Source organism: Agarivorans sp. (assembly GCF_050295395.1).
In the GTDB taxonomy this organism is placed as follows: domain Bacteria; phylum Pseudomonadota; class Gammaproteobacteria; order Enterobacterales; family Celerinatantimonadaceae; genus Agarivorans.
The window spans coordinates 1-23,406 of sequence record NZ_JBNKPP010000230.1; the positions used below are offsets into that span (position 1 = coordinate 1).

The 23,406-nt window shown below is 45.8% G+C and carries 22 protein-coding genes; 20 read left to right on the forward strand and 2 right to left on the reverse strand.

Going from position 1 to position 23,406, the window contains the following annotated elements; translation table 11 throughout:
* On the reverse strand, positions 1-1,142 hold a 1,142-nt coding region (locus ACQY6Q_RS13380), incomplete at its 3' end, for a cytochrome ubiquinol oxidase subunit I (protein ID WP_427982139.1).
* A 447-nt stretch (positions 1,143-1,589) separates the two neighbouring features.
* Between ACQY6Q_RS13380 and lepA the strand changes: the two genes are divergently transcribed.
* From lepA to ACQY6Q_RS13420, 8 genes are read left to right on the forward strand one after another with little or no spacing between them, the layout of a single operon-like run.
* Positions 1,590-3,389: a translation elongation factor 4 gene (gene lepA, locus ACQY6Q_RS13385; RefSeq protein WP_427982140.1), complete on the forward strand. Its 1,800-nt coding sequence runs from the start codon at positions 1,590-1,592 to the stop codon at positions 3,387-3,389.
* 1 nt (position 3,390) lies between these two features.
* Positions 3,391-4,305: a signal peptidase I gene (gene lepB / locus ACQY6Q_RS13390; protein ID WP_427982142.1), complete on the forward strand. Its 915-nt coding sequence runs from the start codon at positions 3,391-3,393 to the stop codon at positions 4,303-4,305.
* Positions 4,306-4,315: 10 nt separating this feature from the next.
* Complete coding sequence (gene rnc / locus ACQY6Q_RS13395) at positions 4,316-4,990, forward strand: ribonuclease III (protein WP_427982181.1); 675 nt, start codon at positions 4,316-4,318, stop codon at positions 4,988-4,990.
* Entirely contained in the window at positions 4,987-5,886 is a 900-nt protein-coding gene (era, locus tag ACQY6Q_RS13400; RefSeq protein WP_427982143.1) for a GTPase Era, read from the forward strand. Before rnc ends, era begins: the two co-directional genes overlap by 4 nt.
* Before the next feature lie 2 nt (positions 5,887-5,888).
* Entirely contained in the window at positions 5,889-6,596 is a 708-nt protein-coding gene (recO, locus tag ACQY6Q_RS13405; RefSeq protein ID WP_427982144.1) for a DNA repair protein RecO, read from the forward strand.
* Positions 6,597-6,618: 22 nt separating this feature from the next.
* Positions 6,619-7,359: a pyridoxine 5'-phosphate synthase gene (pdxJ, locus tag ACQY6Q_RS13410; RefSeq protein WP_427982145.1), complete on the forward strand. Its 741-nt coding sequence runs from the start codon at positions 6,619-6,621 to the stop codon at positions 7,357-7,359.
* A gap of 3 nt (positions 7,360-7,362) precedes the next feature.
* Positions 7,363-7,737 (forward strand): holo-ACP synthase, encoded by a 375-nt coding sequence (gene acpS, locus ACQY6Q_RS13415; RefSeq protein ID WP_427982146.1) that lies wholly within the window; start codon positions 7,363-7,365, stop codon positions 7,735-7,737.
* Between the two features lie 14 nt (positions 7,738-7,751).
* Positions 7,752-8,051: a hypothetical protein gene (locus ACQY6Q_RS13420; RefSeq protein WP_427982147.1), complete on the forward strand. Its 300-nt coding sequence runs from the start codon at positions 7,752-7,754 to the stop codon at positions 8,049-8,051.
* Between the two features lie 60 nt (positions 8,052-8,111).
* On the opposite strand, the gene barA is transcribed toward ACQY6Q_RS13420, so the two are convergent.
* Positions 8,112-10,895: a two-component sensor histidine kinase BarA gene (gene barA / locus ACQY6Q_RS13425; protein WP_427982148.1), complete on the reverse strand. Its 2,784-nt coding sequence runs from the start codon at positions 10,893-10,895 to the stop codon at positions 8,112-8,114.
* Between the two features lie 94 nt (positions 10,896-10,989).
* Here barA and rlmD point away from each other — a divergent pair, with 94 nt between their 5' ends.
* The 12 genes from rlmD to ACQY6Q_RS13485 all read left to right on the forward strand — a co-directional run bounded on the left by rlmD (position 10,990) and on the right by ACQY6Q_RS13485 (position 23,404).
* Positions 10,990-12,300 carry a 23S rRNA (uracil(1939)-C(5))-methyltransferase RlmD gene (gene rlmD, locus ACQY6Q_RS13430; protein ID WP_427982149.1) on the forward strand — a complete coding sequence of 437 codons (1,311 nt, stop codon included), beginning with the start codon at positions 10,990-10,992 and terminating at the stop codon, positions 12,298-12,300.
* A 49-nt stretch (positions 12,301-12,349) separates the two neighbouring features.
* Positions 12,350-14,569: a GTP diphosphokinase gene (relA, locus tag ACQY6Q_RS13435; protein WP_427982151.1), complete on the forward strand. Its 2,220-nt coding sequence runs from the start codon at positions 12,350-12,352 to the stop codon at positions 14,567-14,569.
* Positions 14,570-14,589: 20 nt separating this feature from the next.
* Complete coding sequence (mazG, locus tag ACQY6Q_RS13440) at positions 14,590-15,402, forward strand: nucleoside triphosphate pyrophosphohydrolase (protein ID WP_427982152.1); 813 nt, start codon at positions 14,590-14,592, stop codon at positions 15,400-15,402.
* A gap of 134 nt (positions 15,403-15,536) precedes the next feature.
* Entirely contained in the window at positions 15,537-17,168 is a 1,632-nt protein-coding gene (locus ACQY6Q_RS13445) for a CTP synthase (RefSeq protein ID WP_427982154.1), read from the forward strand.
* 61 nt (positions 17,169-17,229) lie between these two features.
* Positions 17,230-18,531, forward strand: coding sequence for a phosphopyruvate hydratase (gene eno, locus ACQY6Q_RS13450; protein ID WP_427982155.1), 1,302 nt, complete (start codon positions 17,230-17,232; stop codon positions 18,529-18,531).
* 377 nt (positions 18,532-18,908) lie between these two features.
* Positions 18,909-19,193 carry a cell division protein FtsB gene (gene ftsB / locus ACQY6Q_RS13455; RefSeq protein WP_427982157.1) on the forward strand — a complete coding sequence of 95 codons (285 nt, stop codon included), beginning with the start codon at positions 18,909-18,911 and terminating at the stop codon, positions 19,191-19,193.
* A gap of 25 nt (positions 19,194-19,218) precedes the next feature.
* Positions 19,219-19,926 carry a 2-C-methyl-D-erythritol 4-phosphate cytidylyltransferase gene (ispD, locus tag ACQY6Q_RS13460; protein WP_427982158.1) on the forward strand — a complete coding sequence of 236 codons (708 nt, stop codon included), beginning with the start codon at positions 19,219-19,221 and terminating at the stop codon, positions 19,924-19,926.
* Positions 19,923-20,402 (forward strand): 2-C-methyl-D-erythritol 2,4-cyclodiphosphate synthase, encoded by a 480-nt coding sequence (gene ispF / locus ACQY6Q_RS13465; protein ID WP_427982159.1) that lies wholly within the window; start codon positions 19,923-19,925, stop codon positions 20,400-20,402. The genes ispD and ispF overlap by 4 nt, the downstream gene beginning before the upstream one ends.
* Positions 20,403-21,458: a tRNA pseudouridine(13) synthase TruD gene (gene truD / locus ACQY6Q_RS13470; protein ID WP_427982161.1), complete on the forward strand. Its 1,056-nt coding sequence runs from the start codon at positions 20,403-20,405 to the stop codon at positions 21,456-21,458.
* The gene (gene surE, locus ACQY6Q_RS13475) at positions 21,436-22,194 is read left to right on the forward strand and encodes a 5'/3'-nucleotidase SurE (RefSeq protein WP_427982182.1); all 759 of its coding nucleotides are present in this window, start codon (positions 21,436-21,438) and stop codon (positions 22,192-22,194) included. The genes truD and surE overlap by 23 nt, the downstream gene beginning before the upstream one ends.
* Entirely contained in the window at positions 22,194-22,829 is a 636-nt protein-coding gene (locus tag ACQY6Q_RS13480) for a protein-L-isoaspartate(D-aspartate) O-methyltransferase (protein ID WP_427982162.1), read from the forward strand. Before surE ends, ACQY6Q_RS13480 begins: the two co-directional genes overlap by 1 nt.
* Positions 22,826-23,404: a YqaA family protein gene (locus ACQY6Q_RS13485; protein ID WP_427982163.1), complete on the forward strand. Its 579-nt coding sequence runs from the start codon at positions 22,826-22,828 to the stop codon at positions 23,402-23,404. The genes ACQY6Q_RS13480 and ACQY6Q_RS13485 overlap by 4 nt, the downstream gene beginning before the upstream one ends.
* Positions 23,405-23,406: the final 2 nt, after the last annotated feature.

The window sequence follows — 23,406 nt, forward strand, 5'->3', positions numbered from 1 at the left end:
TTAGGAATGCTGTTATCCACCGCCATTTGGACTTGCTGTTCGGTAGCAGTGGCTGGGTTGTCGGTATAGGCGGTGAGTAATAAGCCGTAGCCTAAATCTTGTTTCACTTGTTCAAAGGCGGCTACCGTGGCTTCACTCTTATCACCTGCACGCAGTTTCAGTAACAAGCCATAGGCGGTTTGCCCATTCACGATGCGCTCACGGTGAATGGCTTTTAAGTCTTTTAAGCCAGTCACTTCTTCGTCGATGGAGCGAGTGGCAATTAAGCCGAGGGCATAAGGGATTTTAATTGCATAATCGGTAGTTTCGGTTTCGCTATTGGGTAAACCAAACAAAGTGAAGGCTGCTGGGGCTGGATGCGTGTCCCATTCCGCTTCTACTGCCGCCAGTTTTACTTGCTGTACATCACCCAACTCGTAGCCTGATTCATCACCTAACACTATCACCGAAACTGCCGATGCTAGGCCAAAGGCCGAAGCAATGGCGAAGCTGCGGCGGGCAAAAGCCAAATCACGCCCTTTTAGCATGTACCAAGCGGAAATCGCTAATACGAACATTGAGCCGGTGACATAACCCGCTGATACGGTATGGACAAATTTCACCTGTGCTACTGGGTTAAATACCACTTCGGCGAAGCTGGTCATCTCCATGCGCATGGTATCGTAGTTGAACTCGGCACCCACGGGGTTTTGCATCCAACCATTAGCGATCAGGATCCACAGCGCCGATAGATTAGAGCCCAGTGCTACTAGCCAAGTGACCGCTAAGTGTTGCACTTTCGATAGGCGGTCCCAGCCAAAGAAGAATAAGCCCACCAAGGTGGACTCAAGGAAAAATGCCATTAAACCTTCAATGGCCAAAGGCGCACCAAAGATATCACCCACATAATGGGAGTAGTAAGACCAGTTGGTGCCAAATTGAAACTCCATGGCTAAACCGGTAGTTACACCTAAGGCGAAGTTAATTCCGAACAATTTACCCCAAAACTTGGTCATGTCGCGGTAAATCTGCTTGCCGGTCATCACGTAAACGGATTCCATAATGGCGAGCAGAAAGGTCATGCCTAAGGTGAGTGGGACAAACAGGAAGTGGTACATTGCAGTAAAAGCAAACTGCAAACGCGAGAGTTCAACAATATCCATAAATCAACTCCGAGGGTGAATTGAGTCCTTTGTATTAGGGTTACCTAATTTATCGGTTTGCTAGAGAATTAGCTATCTTGTTGCGATTGAATTAATTGATCTAGATCATTTTGGCTGCGTTTTTCGTAAAAAATTCAATCTGTTTATTTTGATTTGATGAGCTAAAAACGCGTACCCAGTTTAGCTCAATCCGGCTTATAGCTGTAGCACAAATTGATAAATCAAACATAAAAGGATTTATCACGTTCATCTCTGGTTCAAGGTTAACCGTTGTGGGCTTTTGGCTGAAATTAGGCAGTGCTGAAATTTGCTTAAATAATCACGCTTTTTTTTTGGTTCAGCATGGATTGTGCTAGTATCCGCAGCAACGATATAATGCGCGATTGCTGCATTTTTTAGAAAGCTGAGCTTTGCTTCGCTCATTGATGATTTTACAAAGGTAATATCTTGATAAATAAGAACATTCGTAACTTCTCGATTATTGCTCATATTGACCATGGCAAATCGACCCTGTCAGATCGGCTAATTCAACATTGTGGCGGATTAAGCAACCGAGAAATGGAAGCGCAAGTTTTAGACTCGATGGATCTAGAACGTGAACGCGGAATTACCATTAAAGCACAAAGTGTCACCTTGGATTACACCGCCAAAGACGGTGAAACCTATCAGCTTAACTTTATTGATACCCCAGGGCATGTAGATTTTACTTATGAAGTCTCGCGCTCTTTGGCGGCTTGTGAAGGTGCTTTACTGGTAGTTGACGCAGCCCAAGGGGTAGAAGCGCAAACACTAGCAAACTGCTATACCGCGATGGAAATGGACTTAGAAGTTATTCCGGTTCTCAATAAAATTGACTTACCTCAGGCCGACCCCGACCGCGTAGCAGAAGAAATCGAAGATATTGTAGGTATTGATGCCACCGATGCTACCGTATGTTCGGCCAAAACTGGCTTAGGCATTGAAGATGTATTAGAAACCATTGTACGCGATGTGCCGCCGCCAGAAGGTGATTCCGATGCGCCGCTGCAAGCCTTGATCATCGACTCTTGGTTCGATAACTACCAAGGCGTGGTGTCTTTGGTGCGAATCAAGAATGGGCAATTAAAATCCGGCGAACGAATGATGGTAATGTCAACCGGTCAGTCCTATGTGGTAAATGAGGTGGGTATATTCACACCTAAGCAAACCAATACCGGAATATTAAGAACCGGTGAAGTGGGCTATGTCGTAGCGGGAATTAAAGAAATTTTGGGGGCGCCAGTAGGGGATACCTTAACCACGCAAAAAAATGGTGCGACTAAAGCTTTGCCGGGTTTTAAAAAGGTGAAGCCGCAGGTATATGCCGGTTTGTTCCCTACCAGTTCTGATGAGTATGAAAACTTCCGTGACGCGCTGGCTAAATTGAGCCTAAACGACGCCTCATTGTTTTATGAGCCAGAAAACTCAACCGCCTTAGGTTTTGGTTTCCGCTGTGGTTTCCTTGGTATGTTACATATGGAAATCATTCAGGAGCGTCTGGAGCGTGAATACGATCTGGATTTGATTACCACTGCGCCCACGGTTATTTATGAAGTGGAAATGAACAATGGTGAGGTTATTTACGTTGATAGCCCGGCCAAATTGCCGCCAACCAATAACATAGCGGAAATTCGTGAACCGATCGCCGAAGTGAATATTTTGGTACCACAAGAATACCTAGGTAATGTAATTACTCTATGTGTGGAAAAACGTGGCTTGCAAAAGAACATGGCTTATCACGGTAAACAAGTGGCGCTCACTTATGAAGTACCCATGGCCGAAGTGGTGTTAGATTTCTTCGATAAGTTGAAATCAACCAGCCGTGGTTATGCATCTTTAGATTACAACTTTAAGCATTTCCAAGCCGCTAACATGGTGCGTGTGGATATTATGATTAACGGCGATCGGGTGGATGCCTTAGCCTTGATTACCCACAAAGACCATTCTGAAACCCGTGGTCGCCAAGTGGTGGATAAAATGAAGGAGCTGATCCCTCGGCAGATGTTTGATATTGCTATTCAAGCTTCTATCGGCATGCACATTATTGCTCGCTCAACGGTTAAACAATTGCGTAAAAACGTAATCGCCAAGTGTTATGGCGGTGACGTAAGCCGTAAGAAGAAACTGTTAGCGAAACAGAAAGAAGGTAAGAAACGGATGAAGCAAGTAGGTAACGTGGAAGTGCCTCAGTCTGCGTTTTTAGCCGTACTACACATAGGTAAGGATTAACATGGCAACTCTATTTCCGCTATTACTGGTTATTGCAACGTTTATCACGGGTGTGATTTGGGTAATGGATAAATTTCGCTGGGAAAAGCAACGCGCCCTTAAGCTAGAGGACGCAAGAGTGGCTGCCGGTGGTGAATTGCCTAGTGATGCAGAGCAAAAAATTACCAGTGCGCCAAGCTGGGTAGAGAATGGCCGTTCGGTATTTCCGGTAATTGCCATCGTGTTGGTATTACGCTCGTTTATTTATGAGCCTTTTCAAATTCCATCGGGTTCAATGATGCCAACGCTGCTAGTGGGCGATTTCATTTTGGTGGAGAAGTTTGCTTACGGTTTAAAAGACCCGGTAACTCGCACAACTTTATTGGAAACTGGCTCGCCTAAGCGCGGTGATGTGGTGGTGTTTAAGTACCCACAAGATACCCGTATTGATTACATTAAGCGCGTAGTGGGACTGCCCGGCGACCGGATTATTTATCGTGGTAAGCAGCTATTTATTCAACCTAAGTGTGAAGCCGAACCTTGTCCTGAATTGGCCGCCGTGCCACTAGACTTTGAAGTCTCTGGACGTTTTAAACAAGGCTCTATGCCACTGGAAAATTACCGTGAGCAATTGGGTGAAGTGACCCACGAAGTGCTGATTAATCCAGCTGCACCAGACAGAGTGCAGTACTTTTATCAGCAAGCGGGCACTGAGCGAGACGAGTGGATTGTGCCTGCTGGCCACTATTTAGCCTTTGGTGATAACCGTGACAACAGTACCGATAGTCGCTACTGGGGCTTTGTTTCTGAGGAGCATTTGGTCGGTAAAGCTGTAGCAATTTGGATCAGCTTTGAATTTGAGCGTGGGGAAGATTCAATTTTACCAGGATGGGTACCAACAGGGGTGCGCTTTAATCGCATCGGTGCAATCAACTAGTAGGTAAATGATGAATAGTGTAAATCCACAACGACTACAGCGAGCAATTGGTTATACCTTCAAAGACGAGAGTTTATTGAATTTGGCCTTAACTCATCGCAGCGCTGGAGGGGTGCATAATGAGCGCCTTGAGTTTCTTGGCGATGCTGTTCTGAGCTGGGTGATTGCCGATGAGTTATATCGGCGTTTTCCCGAGGTGTCGGAAGGCGATTTAAGTCCGATGCGTTCTACCTTAGTAAAAGGCAAAACCTTGGCGGAGTTGGCCCGTAACTTTGAGCTAGGGGACTACATTAAATTGGGTCCTGGTGAGCTTAAAAGCGGCGGTTTTCGTCGAGAGTCAATCTTAGCTGACGCGGTAGAAGCGATTATTGGTGCGGTTTATTTAGATAGTGGCAACGATACCGTTAAAGCCATGTTGTTGACCTGGTATCAACAACGTTTAGACACCATTAAGCCTGGGCTTAGTCAAAAAGATCCCAAGACACGCTTACAGGAAATCCTGCAAGCGCGTAAACAAGCATTACCTGACTATCAGGTGGTGGCAATCAAAGGTGAGGCGCATAACCAGCAATTTACCGTGAGCTGTTACGTAGAAGGTTTAGATGAACCGCTGGTGGGTACCAGCACCAGTCGTCGTAAAGCCGAACAAGTGGCAGCCGAATTGGTACTGGAGCGTTTGCTATGAATTATGATACTCGTTGTGGTTTTGTGGCCATTGTTGGGCGACCCAATGTGGGAAAATCGACCCTGCTCAATGCCATTTTAGGGCAAAAGGTCAGCATTACTTCAAAGAAACCCCAAACCACTCGGCATCGGATCTTAGGCATCGATACCGATGGTATTTACCAAACCATTTTTGTTGATACTCCTGGGCTACATATTGAGGAGCAGCGAGCGATTAACCGCTTAATGAATCGCGCCGCCACTAGCTCTTTGGGTGACGTATCAATGGTGATATTTGTGGTGGAAGGCACCAAGTGGACGGCCGATGATGAGCTGGTATTAGGCAAGTTGCGCCATCTAAAAGTGCCAGTGGTATTAGCGATAAATAAAGTCGATAACGTGCAAGAAAAAGAAGTGCTATTTCCGCACATGCAGATGATGCAGGATAAATTCGACTTTTCTCATATTTTACCGATTGCTGCTAAGCACGGAAAAAATGTAGAGCAGTTACGTGAATGGGCACAACAAAGTCTGCCGGAAAACGTGCACTTCTTTCCTGAAGATTACATTACCGATCGTTCATCACGCTTCATGGCGGCAGAAATTGTTCGTGAAAAACTGATGCGTTTTACCGGTCAAGAGCTGCCTTACTCCACCACGGTAGAGATTGAACAGTTTAAGATGCAGGAAAATGGTGTTTATCAAATTAATGCCTTAATTTTGGTGGAGCGCCCTAGCCAAAAACGGATGATTATTGGCAATAAAGGTGAAAAACTTAAAACCATTGGTAAAGAAGCGCGCTTAGATATGGAGCGCTTATTTGATAACAAAGTGTTTTTAGAAATGTGGGTTAAAGTGAAGTCGGGCTGGGCTGATGATGAGCGCGCCTTACGTAGTCTTGGTTACGGAGACGAATAAACTTGCCCCAAGCGGCCCTAAGCCCCGCCTTCGTTTTACATACGCGGCCTTATAGAGAGACCAGCTTATTGGTTTATTTATTTAGTCTCGAATACGGCAAAGTCAGTGCTGTTGCCAGAGGGGCAAGGGCTAAAAATTCTAAATGGCGGGGTATCTTGCAGCCAGCGGTGCCATTATTAGTGGAATTCTCCGGGCGAGGCAGCTTGCGTAATTTTAAGCAAGCCGAGGCCGCCAACTTGGCTTTACCATTGTTTGGTAATTACTTATACAGTGCGCTGTATCTCAATGAACTGCTGTATTACTTGCTGGAAGATAATAATGCTTACCCTGTGTTGTACGAGCAGTACCAAAACAGTTTAATGGCACTGGCTAAGCAACAACCTTTGGAAGCCTGTTTACGTGAGTTTGAGTTGTTGTTAATGGCCGAATTGGGTTTTGCCATTGCCTTACCCGACCCGTTAGTGGAGCAGCAAGCGTATCAGTACCAGCTGAATCGGGGTTTTGTGCCGAGCCGCGCGAATACGGCGAAGGTGGAATTCAATCATCGCGAATTGCAAATGTTGCTGGACTTTGACCCGCAGCAGCCAGAACACTTATTATGTGCTAAACGCTTTTGTCGAATTGCCATAGCTCAGCTATTAAATGGCAAAGAGCTAAAGAGCCGAAAACTATTTAATCAAGTTAAAACGACCAATCGGGGTAATGAATGACCCCATTGAAGAAGGAAAACACGTGAGTGATATATTATTAGGCGTTAATGTTGACCATATCGCCACTCTGCGCCAAGCGCGCGGAACTAGCTATCCTGACCCAGTACTTGCAGCGGGTATTGCCGAGCTCTCAGGGGCTGATGGGATTACCATTCATTTGCGCGAAGACCGCCGTCATATTATCGATCGTGATGTGGCTGTGATGAGCCAGACGGTACAAACTCGTTTAAATTTGGAAATGGCAGTAACCGATGAAATGGTTGCAATCGCTTGCCAGCATCAGCCGCATTTTGTTTGTCTAGTGCCTGAAAAGCGTGAAGAACTGACCACTGAAGGTGGATTGGATGTGGTTACTCATGTGGAAAAAATCACTCAAGCGGTCACTAAGTTGAATGAGGCGGGGATTCATGTTTCCTTATTTATTGACCCCGATTACGACCAGATCGATGCCGCTATTGCTACTGGTGCCCCATTTATTGAGCTGCACACCGGTCATTACGCTGATGCAGAAAACGAGGCAGAGCAGCAGTCCGAGCTGAAGAAAATCGCTGCCGCAGCGAGTTACGCTGCTGATAAAGGCTTAAAGGTGAATGCTGGTCATGGCTTGCATTATCACAACGTATCGCCAATTGCCGCTTTGCCAGAAATTATCGAACTGAATATTGGCCATGCCATTATTGCTAAAGCAGTGATCGTGGGTATGGAAAAAGCCGTGAGCGAAATGAAAACGCTGATGATACAAGCGCGTAAAGGTTGTGCTTAAGCTATGGCGCTAGTGGGCTTGGGTACAGACATTGTTCAACTCTCGCGGATTGCTGGCAGTCGGAAAATGCAGGCTTTGGCCAAGCGAGTATTAACTGCTGTAGAGCTGCAGCATTATGAACAAATGGCTGAACCCGCCCGATTTTTAGCTAAGCGTTTTGCGGCAAAAGAAGCAGCCGCTAAGGCTTTGGGTACCGGTATTGCTAAAGGCATTGGCTTTCAGCAAATCGAAATTGGTAATAATGACCAAGGTAAGCCAGAGTTAAAGTTCAGCGGCGCAGCTTTAGTGTTAGCGCAGCAACTGGGTGTGAAGAACCAGTTAATTAGTATTAGTGATGAGCGTGATTACGCGGTGGCAACCGTGATATTAGAACGCTAATTTGGAGAAGTAGATTGATTGAAAAGTATCGAGTTCAGTTAGACCTGTTTGGTTTAATGAAATTGTTGGCTTTAGTTGGCTTTGGCGTTGGGGTGATAGCCGGTTTTGCTTTATTGATTTTTACCGTGTTGCAAGGGGGAAATATTTTTCAGGCGCTATTGCCGATGATCATCTCTCCTTTTAGTAATGCCTTGGTGACAGCGCTATTTGGTTTGGTGAGTTACCCTTTTTACAATTGGTATTGTAAGCGAAATCGCGGGCAAGTCTTAACGGGTCGTTTCTTAAAGGAACAACAGGGCCAACAGGATATATAAGCCGTAACTAATACAATAAAAAGCCGCAACTAGCGGCTTTTTTCATGTTAATTTGCGCAATTAGCTCTCATTCAATTGCTGGTAGAGTTGGATTGCGGCCTGTTTTACCTTGTCTATTTCGTCGCTTAACTCCAGTAGCTCAGGCTCTATCTCTGTCACTTGATGAGCTTGGCGCAAGCTGTCTTCAATGGTGGCTGACAAATCTTCTAGACGCTGACAGCCGCTATAGGCACAGCCTCCTCTAAAACGATGAATTATCAACACAAACTCATCCACATCTAGTTGCTGATTGAGCAGCTGTTGAATCGCCGGCTCAATTTCATCAAAGCTTTCCTGCAGCATGCTAAACATATCTAAGGCGAGACTTTGATTATTGTTTGCACGCTGCATGGCGAGTTCCCAAGACAGACTACTATTTTCAAACTCAAGGCTAGTAGTGGGTGTTGCCATTACTCCGTTATTGTTGGTTGTGAGCTGCTTAGCGTTAGGTTGCCAACGGTGGATCAACTTCTCTAGCGACGACTCGTCAATCGGTTTGGCTAAGTAATCGTCTACACCTTGGGCTAGCAGTTGTTCCTTTTCTCCCGCGAGCGCATGGGCGGTCACCGCGATAATCGGCGTGTGCTGATTGCGACTTTGTTTACGGATTTTCTGAGTGGCGCTAATGCCATCTAAAATCGGCATTTGAATGTCCATTAAGATCAAGTCGTAGTGCTGTTCTTCTGCTTTAGTTATCGCTTCCAAGCCATTGCTGCAGGTGTCTACTTGGCCAACTAACTCATTTAGCATTGCTGTTATGAGTTTAAGGTTGGCCGCATTATCATCCACCGCTAGTACTTTCAGTTGTAGCTTCGCTCTAGAAGCGCGGGAGATGGGCGAGATAACTCGCACATCCTCTTGTAAGTCATCGACTAAGGCCTGCGCGAACTTACGGTGGTTGAGCGGTTTGCTTAAGCAGTATTTGGCTCCGGCATCAATAATGGCTTGATGTACATCTGGGTCACTGGAGTTAATTAATACAATCACCTCCAGCTCCTTTTGTTTGGCTTGAGTGATCTTTTGGTAAAGTGGCTCTAGCGAGTTCCAATCACTATGGCCAATCACAGCAATGCCGTTAAACTGTGCCAAGGCCTGTTGCCACTGCTCTGGAGTTGAGGCGCTTTGCAGATTGAGTTGCCACTGTTTGGCCAGCCCGGTAATGACTTTTTGGCTAAGGTGATGAGGCTCGTAACTCAGCAGTGACAGCTTGCGTAGCGCTTTTAGCGGCAGAGGGGCCCCCAATACCATGTTGGCGAGTTCTAAATGTACATCGAAGCTAAAGCTCGAACCTTGTTCAGGCTCTGACTCAAGGGTAATGTCACCGCCCATTTGCTGTACCAGTTTCTGGGTAATCACTAGGCCAAGGCCAGTGCCGCCATATTCTCGGTTGATGCTGGTATCGGCTTGTTTAAATGCTTGGAACAGCTGAGTTTGCTGTTCTTTGGATATGCCAATGCCCGAATCTTGGACGCTGGCCTTTAACACCACTTGCTGGCCTTGTTTTTTCAGCAAACTGATGGTGACGGTGATTTCACCTTGATGGGTGAATTTAATCGCATTACCTAACAGGTTGGTAAATATTTGTTGTAGGCGTAAGGGATCACCACGTAAGCCTTCGGGCACATCGGGGTCGATGAGTAGGTTGAGTTCTAGGTGTTTATCCTGTGCACTAGGCGCGAGCAGGGTGACTACATCATTAATGGTGTCACGAAAGTTAAACTCAATCCGCTCCAGCTTCAGTTTACCTGCTTCTAACTTTGAAAAATCGAGAATGTCGTTGATGATGGCCAACAAGTTGTTGGCCGATTTTTCTATGGTCAGTAAGTAGTCGGCTTGATTGTTATTCAGTGGTGTTTTTAATAGCTGGCGAGCAAAACCAATCACCCCGTTCAACGGCGTGCGTAACTCATGACTCATGTTAGCTAAAAATTCAGATTTGGCTTTGGCTCCTTGCTGAGCTTCTTTTTTAGCGATATCTAATTCAATATTTTGGATTTCGATTTGCTCTAAGGTTTCGCGCAAGTCACTCGTAGCTTGGTCAATACTTTGGTGCATTTCCTCATGGTATTCGGCTAACGATTTTGCCATCGAGTTAATACCGTGTTTCAGCAAGCCTAATTCACCGGTATAACTGCCTTCTACTCGGGCATCTAAGCGTCCTTGGCGGATCCTATCAACAATTTTTACCATGTTGGTAATCGGTTGGGTAACCTGTTTACTCAGTTGAAAAGCAAACAAGACGCTGATTAATACCCCAAACAGCACGATAAACAGCGCTACGGTGGTATCCCTAAATTGCAATAATAAGGCTCGGTCTTTGTTGTATTGCATCGAGATGTAACCCAGTAGCTCGGGTTTGCCATCGCTAAAAGCGGCGAAGCTTCCTTCGGCTTCAGCCCAAATGGGCGCGCGTAAGATGATTCTGTCTGGATAAATCTCAACTTGAGTGGATTGTGGCAAGGGCAGTTTAGGATCGCTTTGCAGCAAGCGAATATTACGGTGGTAGTTACTGGTAACAAACAGTTGGTTGTGTTTGTCATACACTGCAATACTTTTAATCAAGGGTGACATTTTACGATGGGTCACGCTTATTAAGGCTTTGACTTTTTCACGATTATAGCGGCTTAGGCCAATTTCGGCGGCAATGGCTAGCGGCTCGATGACATTTACCCCTTGTTCAATAACAAAGTTGTCGAGTTGTTGATTTCGATTAAAGGTGAAATAGCTCGCTAACAAGATACCTACGACAAGAGTCGGTATAATAGTGAGAATATAGACGCGGGCGCGTAAGCCATATTTGGTCATAAACGTTTCTTATGGGAAAATGACATGGTTCCAACCGCTTATGATGACATAAGCCCAGTCCTTTTTGTATTCACCGATTAAATAAGTCTCATCTATGGCGCAATTTTTTAAAGCTAAACCCAAAACTACCACAATTAAGGCCTTGCGAGATCAGCAAGTTCTCGACTTAGACCATCATTTAAAAGGGGTGGTGAAATGCCAAGGACAAACTTATTTTGTCGATGGTGTATTGCCCGGCGAGCGAGTGGACATTTTGCCTAGTGCTAAGTCTGGCCCTGCTAAATTATTAAAACGTTTGAGTTCATCGCCAGAGCGGATTGAGCCAGCCTGTGGCTTTTATCAGCAGTGCGGCGGCTGCAGTGCTCAACATTTGTCGGTGCAAAGACAGCGCGACTATAAGCAACAGGCGGTGACAGAGCTGTTGTCTCGTCTGTCGACTTATTCTCAGCTACCCGAAATAGACAGCTTATTTGCTAGTGAATGGGCTTATCGTCGCGTATGTCGCTTAAGTTCTTGGTTTGATAAAAACGCCGGTTGGCAGTTGGGCTTTCGCCAAAAAGCCAGTAAAAATTTGGTGGCGGTGAGTGAATGCCCCGTGTTAGAGCCTCAATTATCGGCGTTAATTGCGCCATTACAAACACTGGTTTCATCTTGGCCGAAAAAAGTCGGTTTAGGCCATATTGAGCTGATCGCCTGTCAGCCGCAAACGGTGTGTCGAATTAGGCTGACTCAGGATTTGAATCCAACGCTTCAGCAGCAACTACTCGAGTTTGCTCAAGCCCAGCAGTTAGCCATAGTGTTGGCAAGTAATGACCAACAATCTTGGTTGTGTGGCGATGCTTGCTACTACTCGCTTGATGAACAAGGGCTAAACTTGGGGTTTACCCCGGGTAATTTCATTCAAGTAAATGGCGAAATGAATCAACGTTTAGTAAGCACTGCGCTGGATTGGTTAGACCTGCAAGCCAACGATAGTGTGTTAGATCTGTATTCTGGAATTGGCAACTTTAGTTTGGCGATTGCTCAACAGGTAAAACAGCTGGTGGCGGTAGAGGGGCTAAAAGAGATGGCTCAGCAAGTAACACGTAACGCTATAGCCAATGGTTTATCCAATGTCGTGGCATTTAGCGGTGACTTAGAGCAGCCTGACACCGCGCAGCTTTGGCAAGGCTATAAGATTAATAAAGTGTTATTAGACCCAGCTCGCGCAGGTGCAAAACAAGCGATCACACAGGTTGCCAAGCTTAGTCCAAGCACCGTAGTATATGTCTCATGCAATCCTGCTACGCTTGCTCGAGATGCAAGAGAAATGAAACAAGCGGGTTACCGTTTAACAAAGTTAGCGCTGGTGGATATGTTTGCTCATACTGAGCACATTGAAACAATGGCCTTGTTTGAGCGCTGATCAATTTTTTGCTTTACCGCTTGTCACAGATAGAAAGGAACAGAGTTGTATGGTCTCGGTCAGAGAAACTCATCTTAATCAACAACTACTCTTCGATGAAAGTCAATGGGTCGCGAGCCTAGATATCGCAGTAGAGGACCAACAGCATCTGTTTGCTGCCTGTAACTATTACCGGGCCTTAGACGCAGACAAACAGCTGATTCATCGCTGTTTATCTAAGGGCAAGGAAATGGTGGAAATTCTTGTCACCTTAAATATGGATCTGCCCACGCTAGAAGCAGCCTTATTATTTCCCTTTGTTGAACAGGGCTTATTAACTCAGGATAAGTTGGGTCAGCAATTTTCCGAAGAAGTGGTCAAATTACAATTTGACGCGGCGCAGATGGATGGCATGAAAGCTTTGCGTACCGGAAAAAGCAGAACGCTATCTTCGGCGCAAATAGATAACGTAAGACGCATGTTGTTGGCGATGGTGGGTGACGTACGTGCCATTGTGATTAAGCTGGCAGAGCGGATTTGTTACTTACGCGAGGTTAAAAATGAAGAAGAGGACATTCGAGTCCTAGCGGCCAAAGAAAGCCAAGATATTTATGCGCCTTTAGCCAACCGTTTAGGTATTGGGCAGTTGAAGTGGGAGTTGGAAGATTTTACCTTCCGTTATCTGCATCCAGAAACCTATAAGCAAATTGCCAAACAGCTAGACGAAAAGCGCCTAGCTCGCACTCAATATATAGAAAATTTTGTTAGTAAGCTTCAGCAGGATATTGCCGACGCTAATATTCAAGCTGAAGTCTACGGGCGGCCCAAGCACATCTACAGCATATGGCGAAAAATGCAGAAGAAGGACCTGTCCTTCGATAAGCTATTTGATGTGCGCGCTATTCGTATCGTGGCTGAAAAACTTCAAGACTGCTACGCCATACTCGGCATCGTGCATACTTCATGGCACCATATCCCCAGCGAGTTTGATGATTACGTAGCTAACCCCAAGCCCAACGGTTATCAGTCTATTCATACCGTGGTGATAGGTCCAGAAGGTAAGGCCATTGAGGTACAGATCCGTACTAAGCAAATGCATGAAGAATCTGAGTTGGGGGTGGCGGCACATTGGAAATACAAAGAGGGTGGTAGCAGTGGTCGCAGTGATTTTGAAGACAAAATTGCCTGGTTGCGTAAATTACTCGCATGGCAAGATGACATCGCCGAAAATGGCGCGATGTTGGAAGAGCTGCGTTCACAAGTGTTTGACGACCGCGTGTATGTATTTACCCCCAGTGGTGAGGTTATCGACCTACCGGCTGGTTCTACGCCCTTAGACTTTGCCTATTATGTACATAGCCAAGTGGGGCATCGTTGCATCGGCGCCAAAGTTGGCGGCAGAATCGTGCCATTTACTTATCAGCTTAGTACTGGTGAACAAGTTGAAATTATTACTCAAAAAGAGTCTAGTCCGAGTCGCGATTGGCTAAACCCTAACTTGGGTTATGTTAAGTCTTCGCGGGCTAGAAATAAAATTGCGACCTGGTTTAAGAAACAGGATAAAGATAAGAACCAAGCAGCCGGTAAAGACTTGGTAGAAGCCGAGTTAAATCGCCATGGCTTTAAACTGAGTGACGTTGAACTTTGTGTTGAACGTTTCAATGTAAAAAACGTAGAAGACTTACTTGCCGCGGTGGGGGCCGGTGATGTGAAGCTTAGCCAGCTGATTCATCATCTGCAGGCTACCTTGCACAAACCCAGCGCCGAAGAGCAAGACCGCCAAGCACTGGAAACCATTACCAAAAAAGCCGAACACCATGGGCACAAGAAGAAACGTGCTAAAGACTCGATAGTGGTGGATGGTGTGGGTAATTTAATGACTCATATTGCTCGTTGTTGTCAGCCGATCCCGGGTGATGACATCAAAGGTTTTATTACTCAGGGGCGAGGTATTTCTATTCATAGTGTCGATTGTGAGCAATTAAATGAGCTAGAGAGTAGAGCGCCAGAGCGAGTTATTGATGCGGTTTGGGGGGAGGATTATTCCGGTGGATACAACCTTACCATTCGTATCATTGCTAATGATCGTAGTGGATTGCTGCGTGATATCACCACGGTGCTAGCCAACGACAAAGTGAATGTGCTAGGGATGCAAAGCCACTCCGATGTGAAGAGCCAAACGGCCACCATCGATATGGAAGTGGAGGTATATAACCTAGAAACGCTAACGCGTGTATTGAGTAAGATTAATCAACTCAATCACATTATTGAAGCGCGTCGTTTACGTTAAGCAAAGAGCGAATAATATTTATGTTGAGCCGCCCTTATACCATCGATACCTTGCTGGCGATAATGCAACAATTGCGTGACCCACAACAAGGCTGTCCTTGGGACCAAAAACAACACTGGCAAAGTATTGTTCCTCACACCATTGAAGAAGCTTACGAGTTAGCCGATGCGATAGAGCAAGCGCTGGCCGAGGATGATTTTTCTGAGGTACGTTTAGAACTGGGCGACTTGTTATTTCAAGTGGTGTTTTACGCTCAGTTTGCCAAGGAGCAGGCTCGCTTCGATTTCCACGATGTTATTGACGGGATCTGTGAGAAATTGCTCCGTCGCCACCCGCACGTGTTTGGCGAGCAACAGTTTGCCGACGAGGCCGCTATAGGGCGAAACTGGGAGCAACTAAAGGCTGAAGAGCGCGCCAGTAAAAGCGCTACGCCAACTAGTGTATTGGCCGATGTTCCTTTAGCCTTGCCCGCACTCAGTCGTGCTCAGAAGTTACAGAAGCGTTGTGCTCATGTGGGCTTTGATTGGCCTAGTGTGGCCCCCGTGCTGGCTAAAATCCGCGAAGAGCTGGCAGAAGTTGAGCAGGCTTTAGCGCTGGAAGACCAACAAAATCTGGCGGAGGAAATTGGTGATTTGTTGTTTTCTTGCGTAAATTTGGCTCGAGTGACAGAGTTTGATGCAGAAGACTTATTGCGTCAGGCCAACCTTAAATTCACTCAACGCTTTCAAGGTGTAGAGCAATTAGCGGTGCTTTCAGGCAAGTCGCTTGAGCAAATGAGCCTAGAAGAAATGGATTTGCTCTGGGATAAAGTGAAAGAAAATTACAAAAATTGATTTACAACAAAACCGCTAAATCTTAGTCTTGATACAGTGACATAGATTGTGGTGTTACAGAGGCTTTGCTATACTATGCCCCCGTCCAAGTATCGCAGATACGCCCTTAACACATCCAACTTCTCAGGTTAGACATGACAACAAAGTACATTTTCGTCACTGGAGGCGTAGTCTCCTCTTTGGGTAAAGGTATTGCCGCAGCATCGTTGGCCGCCATCCTTGAAGCTCGTGGTCTTAATGTGACCATTATGAAGCTAGACCCTTATATTAACGTTGATCCCGGCACCATGAGTCCGATCCAACACGGCGAAGTATTTGTAACTGAAGATGGCGCTGAAACCGACTTAGATTTAGGTCACTACGAGCGTTTTATTCGTAACAAAATGACTAAGCGTAACAACTTTACAACGGGTCGGGTTTATGAAGATGTGTTACGTAAAGAGCGTCGTGGCGATTATTTAGGCGCCACCATTCAGGTTATTCCCCATATCACGAATGCGATTAAAGAGCGCGTTGTCGCAGGTGGTGAAGGGGTCGATGTGGCCATTGTTGAAATTGGCGGCACCGTGGGTGATATCGAGTCTCAACCTTTCCTTGAAGCAATTCGTCAGTTAGGCACCGAAATTGGTCGTGAGCGTGCAATGTACATGCACCTTACTTTGGTTCCTTTCTTAGGTGCTGCGGGTGAAGTTAAAACTAAGCCAACCCAGCACTCGGTGAAAGAGTTACGTTCTATTGGTATTCAGCCAGACATTCTGATCTGTCGTAGTGACCGTGCTATTCCTGCTAACGAGCGGGCTAAGATAGCCTTGTTTACCAACGTGCCTGATCGTGCGGTTATTTCACTAAAAGATGTTGACAGTATCTACAAAATTCCAGCCTTACTACGTTCACAAGGCCTAGACGCCTTAGTGACCGAGCGTTTTGGCATTGACTGCCCAGAAGCTGACCTTAGCGAATGGGAACAAGTCATTTATGAAGAAGCCAACCCAACCAATGAAATTGTGATTGGTATGGTGGGTAAATATGTTGAGTTGCCCGATGCTTATAAGTCGGTCAACGAAGCACTTAAACATGGTGGTTTAAAGAACCGTTTAAGTGTGAAAATTCAATATGTGGATTCGCAAGATCTTGAGCTTAAGGGTACCGACATCCTTAAGGATCTCGATGCCATTTTGGTTCCAGGTGGTTTTGGTGAACGTGGCGTAGAGGGCAAAATTTTAGCCGCTCAGTACGCTCGTGAAAACAAAGTACCTTATCTTGGTATCTGTTTAGGTATGCAAGTGGCGCTTATCGAGTACGCCCGTAATGTGGCGGGTTTGAAAGGGGCTCATTCAAGCGAATTTGATGCTAAATCGAAATACCCTGTGGTGGGTTTGATTACCGAGTGGATCGATGAAGACGGTAAGTTAGAAACTCGCAGTGAAGATTCTGATTTGGGCGGAACGATGCGTTTAGGCGCGCAGCTATGTCATTTGACAGAAGGTTCTAAAGTAGCTGAGTTATACGGCAGCTTGGAGATTTATGAGCGTCACCGCCACCGTTATGAAGTAAACAATACTTTACTGCCTAAAATAACTGCAAAAGGTTTGCGTGTTACTGGTCTTTCCTCCGATAAAAAATTGGTAGAAATTATTGAAAATCCAGACCACCCTTGGTTTATTGCGGCACAATTCCACCCTGAGTTCACTTCAACTCCGCGTGATGGGCATCCATTATTTGCGGGCTTTGTGAAAGCAGCTGGTGAATTTAATAAAGCTCGCTAAAATCAATTAGCGAGTATGTTTTTTGAGAGTTAGAAGTTCATTAATATAGAGGAAATTAGTAATGGCTAATATCGTAAAAGTACTAGGTCGTGAAATCATTGATTCACGTGGTAACCCAACTGTTGAAGCTGAAGTTCACTTAGCTGACGGTTCTGTGGGCCTTGCCGCTGCTCCTTCTGGTGCATCAACTGGTTCTCGCGAAGCTCTAGAATTACGTGATGGAGATAAAGCACGTTTTCTAGGTAAAGGTGTACTTAAAGCAGTTGCCGCTGTTAACGGTCCAATCGCTGAAGCGCTAGTAGGTAAAGATGCTCTTGCTCAAGCTGAACTAGACCAAATCATGATCGACCTAGACGGTACTGAAAACAAAGCTAACTTTGGCGCTAACGCTATCTTAGCCGTATCTTTAGCTGCAGCTAAAGCTGCCGCAGCTTCTAAGAAAATGCCTTTATACGAGCACATCGCTGAACTAAACGGCACTCCTGGCGTATTCTCTATGCCTCTTCCAATGATGAACATCATCAACGGTGGTGAGCACGCAGACAACAACGTAGACATTCAAGAGTTCATGATTCAGCCAGTTGGCGCTCCTACTCTTAAAGAAGGCCTACGCATTGGTGCTGAAGTATTCCACAACCTAGCTAAAGTTCTTAAGTCTAAAGGCATGAGCACTGCTGTAGGTGATGAAGGTGGTTTCGCTCCTAACCTAGAATCTAACGCTGCTGCTCTTGCTGCTATTAAAGAAGCTGTTGAGCTAGCTGGTTACGAATTAGGTAAAGACGTAACTCTAGCTATGGACTGTGCTGCTTCTGAGTTCTACGACAAAGAAGCGGGTAACTACAACATGAAAGGTGAAGGCAAAACTTTCACTTCTGAAGAGTTTAACCACTACCTAGCTGGCCTAGTTGCTGAATACCCAATCGTTTCTATTGAAGACGGTCTAGACGAGTCAGATTGGGATGGCTTCAAGCACCAAACTGAACTTCTAGGTGACAAGATCCAATTAGTAGGTGACGATTTGTTCGTTACTAACACTAAGATCTTGAAAGAAGGTATTGAGAAAGGTATTGCTAACTCTATCCTAATCAAGTTCAACCAAATCGGTTCTTTAACTGAAACTTTAGCTGCAATTAAAATGGCGAAAGACGCAGGCTACACCGCTGTAATCTCTCACCGTTCAGGTGAAACTGAAGATGCAACTATTGCTGATCTAGCTGTTGGTACTGCTGCTGGCCAAATCAAAACTGGTTCTATGAGCCGTTCTGACCGTATCGCTAAGTACAACCAACTTATCCGTATCGAAGAAGCGCTAGGTGATAAAGCTCCTTACAACGGTCTTAAAGAAGTTAAAGGTCAAGCTTAATCGGCTTGCAGCATAAGCGTTAGCTGATAAAGCTGCATTTATGCAACGTTCTTAAAGAACTTAAAGGTCAAGCTTAATTAGCTTGCAGCGTAAGCTGCAAGGCTTAATGACTTGATAATGAATCCTCGCTCCGGCGGGGATTTTTTTTGCTTGTTTGATGGCGAGCCTAGTCTGTCGGTATTGTTCCTTTGCAAGGCCAATGGGCAAGCGCTAGCTGATAAAGCTGCTTTTATGCAACGCTGTTAAAGTTGTAAGACATAATGACTTGATAATAAATCGTCGCTTTAGTGGATTTTTTGGCCGAGATACTGATAAATACACCAGCGCTTATGGAGTAAGCCGCTGCTTTGTGGGATTATCTGTGTCGGGGAGGGGCCATGCGTTCGTTTAAAATTTTACTTATATTGATTGTTATGTTGTTACAATACCAACTTTGGTTTGGCAAAAATTCTTTGAATGATTATTTTGCCTTACGCGATGAGGTCGCTAAACAAGCAATCGCCAATCAAGAACTGGTGCAGCGTAATGCAATATTGGTCGCTGATATAGCAGATCTGCGTAATGGTTTAGATGCAGTGGAAGAACAGGCTCGAAACGAGTTAGGCATGATTAAACAAGGTGAGACCTTTTATCGCCTGATTCCTAGCTCATCAACTAAATAATGGTTTGCTCTGAGTAAAACAATAAATGAGTTCCCCAACAAAACAATATACAGCCTTGCTGCCAGCAGCGGGTATTGGTTCGCGAATGCAAGCCAGCGTTCCCAAGCAATACTTGTGTTTAGGCTCAAAGACGATTTTACAAACGACTCTTGACACTTTTCTTGCGCACCCTTTAATTAAACAAGTGGTATTAGTTCTTCATCCCGATGATTGCTGGTATCAAACGCTTTCTGTCTCACAAGCACATAAGGTGTTATGTGTCGTTGGTGGGGAGCAGCGTGCTGATTCAGTTCTGGCTGGCTTAGCTAAGCTCGCCGCTGATGAATGGGTATTAGTGCACGATGCGGCTAGGCCATGTATTAGCCATCAAGATATTACTAAGTTGATTGCTCAGGTTGAGGCTGCTCAACAAGGGGCGATTTTAGCTTATCCGGTAAAAGATACGATGAAGCGCGGCAATGCGCAGCAGCAAATCGTCAATACCGTTCCTCGAGAACAACTGTGGCATGCCTTAACTCCACAAATGTTTCAGGCGGGAAGCCTACGTGACAATATCAGCAGCGCTTTGAGTCAAGGGCAAACGGTAACTGATGAGGCTTCGGCCATGGAATGGGCCGGTTACTCGGTAGCTCTAGTAAAAGGACGTAGCGATAATATTAAAGTCACCAATCCAGAAGATTTGGCTTTAGCGCAGTGGTACTTAAGCCAACAAACAGATGAGGAAATTACATGAGTATTCGTATTGGGCATGGTTATGATGTGCACCGCTTTGGTGGCACCGGTCCCTTAGTGATTGCCGGTGTCACTATTCCTTATGAGCAAGGTTTTATTGCCCACTCCGATGGCGATGTGGCCTTACATGCCATTTGCGATGCCTTATTGGGAGCCTTGGCTTTAGGGGATATTGGGCATCATTTCCCCGACACCGATGCAAGCTATGCTGGCATCGATTCTCGAGTCTTGCTACGTCATGTAAAAGACTTGGTGCAACAACACGGTTATAAGTTGGGTAATCTTGATGTCAGCATTGTGGCTCAAGCTCCTAAGATGGCGCCACACATCGCAGCTATGCGTCAGCATATTGCCGACGATCTGCATGCTCAACTTAGCCAAGTGAATGTGAAGGCGACGACTACAGAACAGTTGGGTTTTGAAGGTCGCAAAGAGGGCATATCTTGCCATGCGGTTGTCTTGTTGGAGGCCTTTTAATTGAGCCATTATTTAGAACTTCTTAAGCAACAACAGTATTTACATGGCCAACCGCAATGGACTGGCATACTCAAACAACAAGACGAAGACTTTAAAGTTGATGAAGTGCTGCCATTTAGCTTTAGCGGTGATGGTGAGCATATGATGGTGAAAGTGGAAAAGCGGGGAGAAAATACCGCTTGGGTAGCTAAATTGTTAGCCGAGCATTGCCAAGTCAGTCCTAAGGTGGTGAGTTTCGCTGGGCTAAAAGACCGCCATGCCCTCACCACTCAGTGGTTCAGCATTCAATTACCCGGAAAAGCTAACGTTGACTTACCCGAAAATTTGGCCGAAGGCGTCAAGATTGTTGCTATTGAGCGGCATAATCGAAAATTAAAACGGGGAGCGTTGTCGGGCAACAACTTTGAGATCCGCCTACGTGATGTCTCTGATATAGAACAAGCGGTGGCGCGCGCTCATTTGGTCGCTGAACAGGGGGCGCCTAACTATTTTGGTCAGCAGCGCTTTGGTCGAGACGGCGGTAATATTGAGCAAGCCTTGAGCCTGTTTGCCGGGAGGCGCATCCGTAGTCGAGAAAAACGCAGTTTGTATTTATCGGCCGCGCGCAGCTTGGTGTTTAACCATTGTGTTAGCCAACGGATCAAGAAGGGGCTGTTTAGCCAACTGCTGAGCGGTGATGTGATGAAATTCACCTCCAGTAACGCCTACTTTGTTGCCGACCAATTAGATGAAGATATTCAGCAACGTTTTGAACAGGGTGAACTAGAGCTTTCCGCGCCAATGGTGGGCAAGGGCGATTTAGCTAGTGTGGCCGAGGCCGCAGAGCTAGAAAATAGTATGATAGCCGAGCTGCCTGAGTTAGTGAGTGGACTCAGCGATGCGGGTTTGAAAATGGAACGGCGTGCTCTAGCGCTTAAACCGCAGCAATTTAAAGTTGCTGTAGACGGGCCTGATTTGCTATTGAGCTTTTATCTTAGTGCTGGCAATTACGCGACCAGCATTTTACGAGAAATTGTCGATTGTGAAGGGCTTAATAATGACCATATTAGTGAGTAATGACGACGGCGTACATGCTCCAGGCATCCGCTGTTTGGCCGAGGCTTTAGCTGAGTTGTCGGATGTTCTAACGGTTGCCCCTGATCGTAATTGCAGTGGTGCAAGTAATTCATTAACGTTGGAAAACCCACTGCGTATTGTAAAGCTAGAAGAAAACAAAATAGCGGTTAAAGGCACGCCTACCGATTGTGTTCATTTAGCGATTAATGAGTTAGTTACAGAGCCACCAGAATTGGTAGTGTCAGGGATTAATGCCGGGGCTAATCTCGGCGATGACGTGTTGTACTCAGGCACGGTGGCTGCCGCAATGGAAGGGCGCAACTTAGGACTACCTGCTATTGCGGTGTCTTTGGTCGGTAGCAAGGGGCGCCACTACGAGAGCGCGGCTAAGGTGACGGTAAAACTAGTCGAGCAATTGCGCAAACACGCGTTACCTAGCAATCAAATATTGAATGTGAATGTACCGGACTTGCCCTTTGAGCAGCTCAAGGGTTTTAAGATTACTCGTTTAGGCAGTCGCCATCGAGCCGAAGTGATGGTTAAGCAGCAAGATCCACGTGGTCATGATATTTACTGGTTAGGCCCCCCGGGGAAGATGCAAGACGCTGGAGAGGGTACTGATTTTGCAGCAATTGCAGAGGCTTACGTATCGATTACTCCGGTGACAATAGATATGACAGCACATGGCTTTATTGGCAAACTAGATACTTGGATAAAGGATTGGGAGACAAAGTAATGCAATTTGGCGAAAGCCCCAACAGTTTGCGACTGGTTGAGCAGTTGCGCCAACATGGCATTCGTAATGAGGCCGTATTGACTGCAATGGCTAAATTGCCAAGGCAGTACTTTATTGATGAAGCTTTAGCCCATCAGGCTTGGGATAATACCGCCCTGCCGATAGGTCAGGGGCAAACGCTCTCTCAGCCTTATATTGTGGCTAAAATGACCGAGCATTTAATGCAAGGAGCGCCACGTAAAGTGCTTGAAATCGGTACTGGCTCCGGCTACCAAACCGCAGTACTAGCCTCATTAGTGGAGCAGGTGTTTTCTGTTGAACGGATTAAAACTCTGCAATTTCAGGCCAAGCGCAGATTGAAATTGCTTGATTTGCATAATGTTGCCACTAAGCATGGTGATGGATGGCAGGGATGGGCGAGTAAAGGCCCGTTTGATGCCATTATTGTTACCGCCGCAGCGAGCGCTATTCCAGAAGCGTTGGTGGAGCAGTTGAATACTGGCGGTCGGATGATTATTCCGGTGGGTGAGCAACAACAATCGCTAATTTTAATTGAAAAACAAGCTCAAGGATTTACCCAACATAATTTAGAACCGGTTCGGTTTGTTCCTTTAATCAATGGTGAGTTAGCGTGAAAATATTTAGTACCTTATACGATAAAGTGATGATTTGGTCTGAGCATCGCCATGCCGAGCGTTATTTGTCGGGAATGAGTTTTATTGAGTCTATCTTTTGGCCTATTCCAGTAGATGTCATGCTGGCGCCAATGGCTTTATCTAGGCCCAGTAAAGCACTACATTTTGCTATGTTAGCCACGGTGTTTTCAGTTTTAGGTGCAGCATTAGGGTATGGACTAGGGCAGTTTTTTTATGATCCGCTAGTGGTTCCATTGGTTGAGTCGGTAGGTTATCAGCATAAGATGCAGGTTGCTTTTGACTGGTTTGACCGCTGGGGGGTCTTAGTCATCTTTGTTGCGAGCTTCACGCCTATTCCCTATAAAGTATTTACCATTACTGCCGGGGTATTAAATATGGCCTTCCTTCCATTCTTGCTAGTCTCTTTGGTTGGCCGTGGTCTACGGTTCTATTTAGTAGCAGGTTTAATGATGTGGGGTGGGCCTAGAATGGAAGCGCAACTTCGTAAATATGTTGAAGTGTTAGGTTGGTTGGTGGTGATTTTAGCTGTGGTAGCGTACTTGTTGCTAAAATAAGC

What these genes read in the sequence shown, in the direction of transcription:
- ispD (WP_427982158.1), top strand. Translation starts at nt 19,219, where the DNA reads ATGAGTTCCCCAACAAAACAATATACAGCCTTGCTGCCAGCAGCGGGT.
- ACQY6Q_RS13480 (WP_427982162.1), top strand. Translation starts at nt 22,194, where the DNA reads ATGCAATTTGGCGAAAGCCCCAACAGTTTGCGACTGGTTGAGCAGTTG.
- eno (WP_427982155.1), top strand. Translation starts at nt 17,230, where the DNA reads ATGGCTAATATCGTAAAAGTACTAGGTCGTGAAATCATTGATTCACGT.
- barA (WP_427982148.1), bottom strand. Translation starts at nt 10,895, where the DNA reads ATGACCAAATATGGCTTACGCGCCCGCGTCTATATTCTCACTATTATA.
- mazG (WP_427982152.1), top strand. Translation starts at nt 14,590, where the DNA reads ATGTTGAGCCGCCCTTATACCATCGATACCTTGCTGGCGATAATGCAA.
- ftsB (WP_427982157.1), top strand. Translation starts at nt 18,909, where the DNA reads ATGCGTTCGTTTAAAATTTTACTTATATTGATTGTTATGTTGTTACAA.
- lepB (WP_427982142.1), top strand. Translation starts at nt 3,391, where the DNA reads ATGGCAACTCTATTTCCGCTATTACTGGTTATTGCAACGTTTATCACG.
- acpS (WP_427982146.1), top strand. Translation starts at nt 7,363, where the DNA reads ATGGCGCTAGTGGGCTTGGGTACAGACATTGTTCAACTCTCGCGGATT.
- rlmD (WP_427982149.1), top strand. Translation starts at nt 10,990, where the DNA reads ATGGCGCAATTTTTTAAAGCTAAACCCAAAACTACCACAATTAAGGCC.
- rnc (WP_427982181.1), top strand. Translation starts at nt 4,316, where the DNA reads ATGAATAGTGTAAATCCACAACGACTACAGCGAGCAATTGGTTATACC.
- ispF (WP_427982159.1), top strand. Translation starts at nt 19,923, where the DNA reads ATGAGTATTCGTATTGGGCATGGTTATGATGTGCACCGCTTTGGTGGC.
- era (WP_427982143.1), top strand. Translation starts at nt 4,987, where the DNA reads ATGAATTATGATACTCGTTGTGGTTTTGTGGCCATTGTTGGGCGACCC.
- ACQY6Q_RS13445 (WP_427982154.1), top strand. Translation starts at nt 15,537, where the DNA reads ATGACAACAAAGTACATTTTCGTCACTGGAGGCGTAGTCTCCTCTTTG.
- relA (WP_427982151.1), top strand. Translation starts at nt 12,350, where the DNA reads ATGGTCTCGGTCAGAGAAACTCATCTTAATCAACAACTACTCTTCGAT.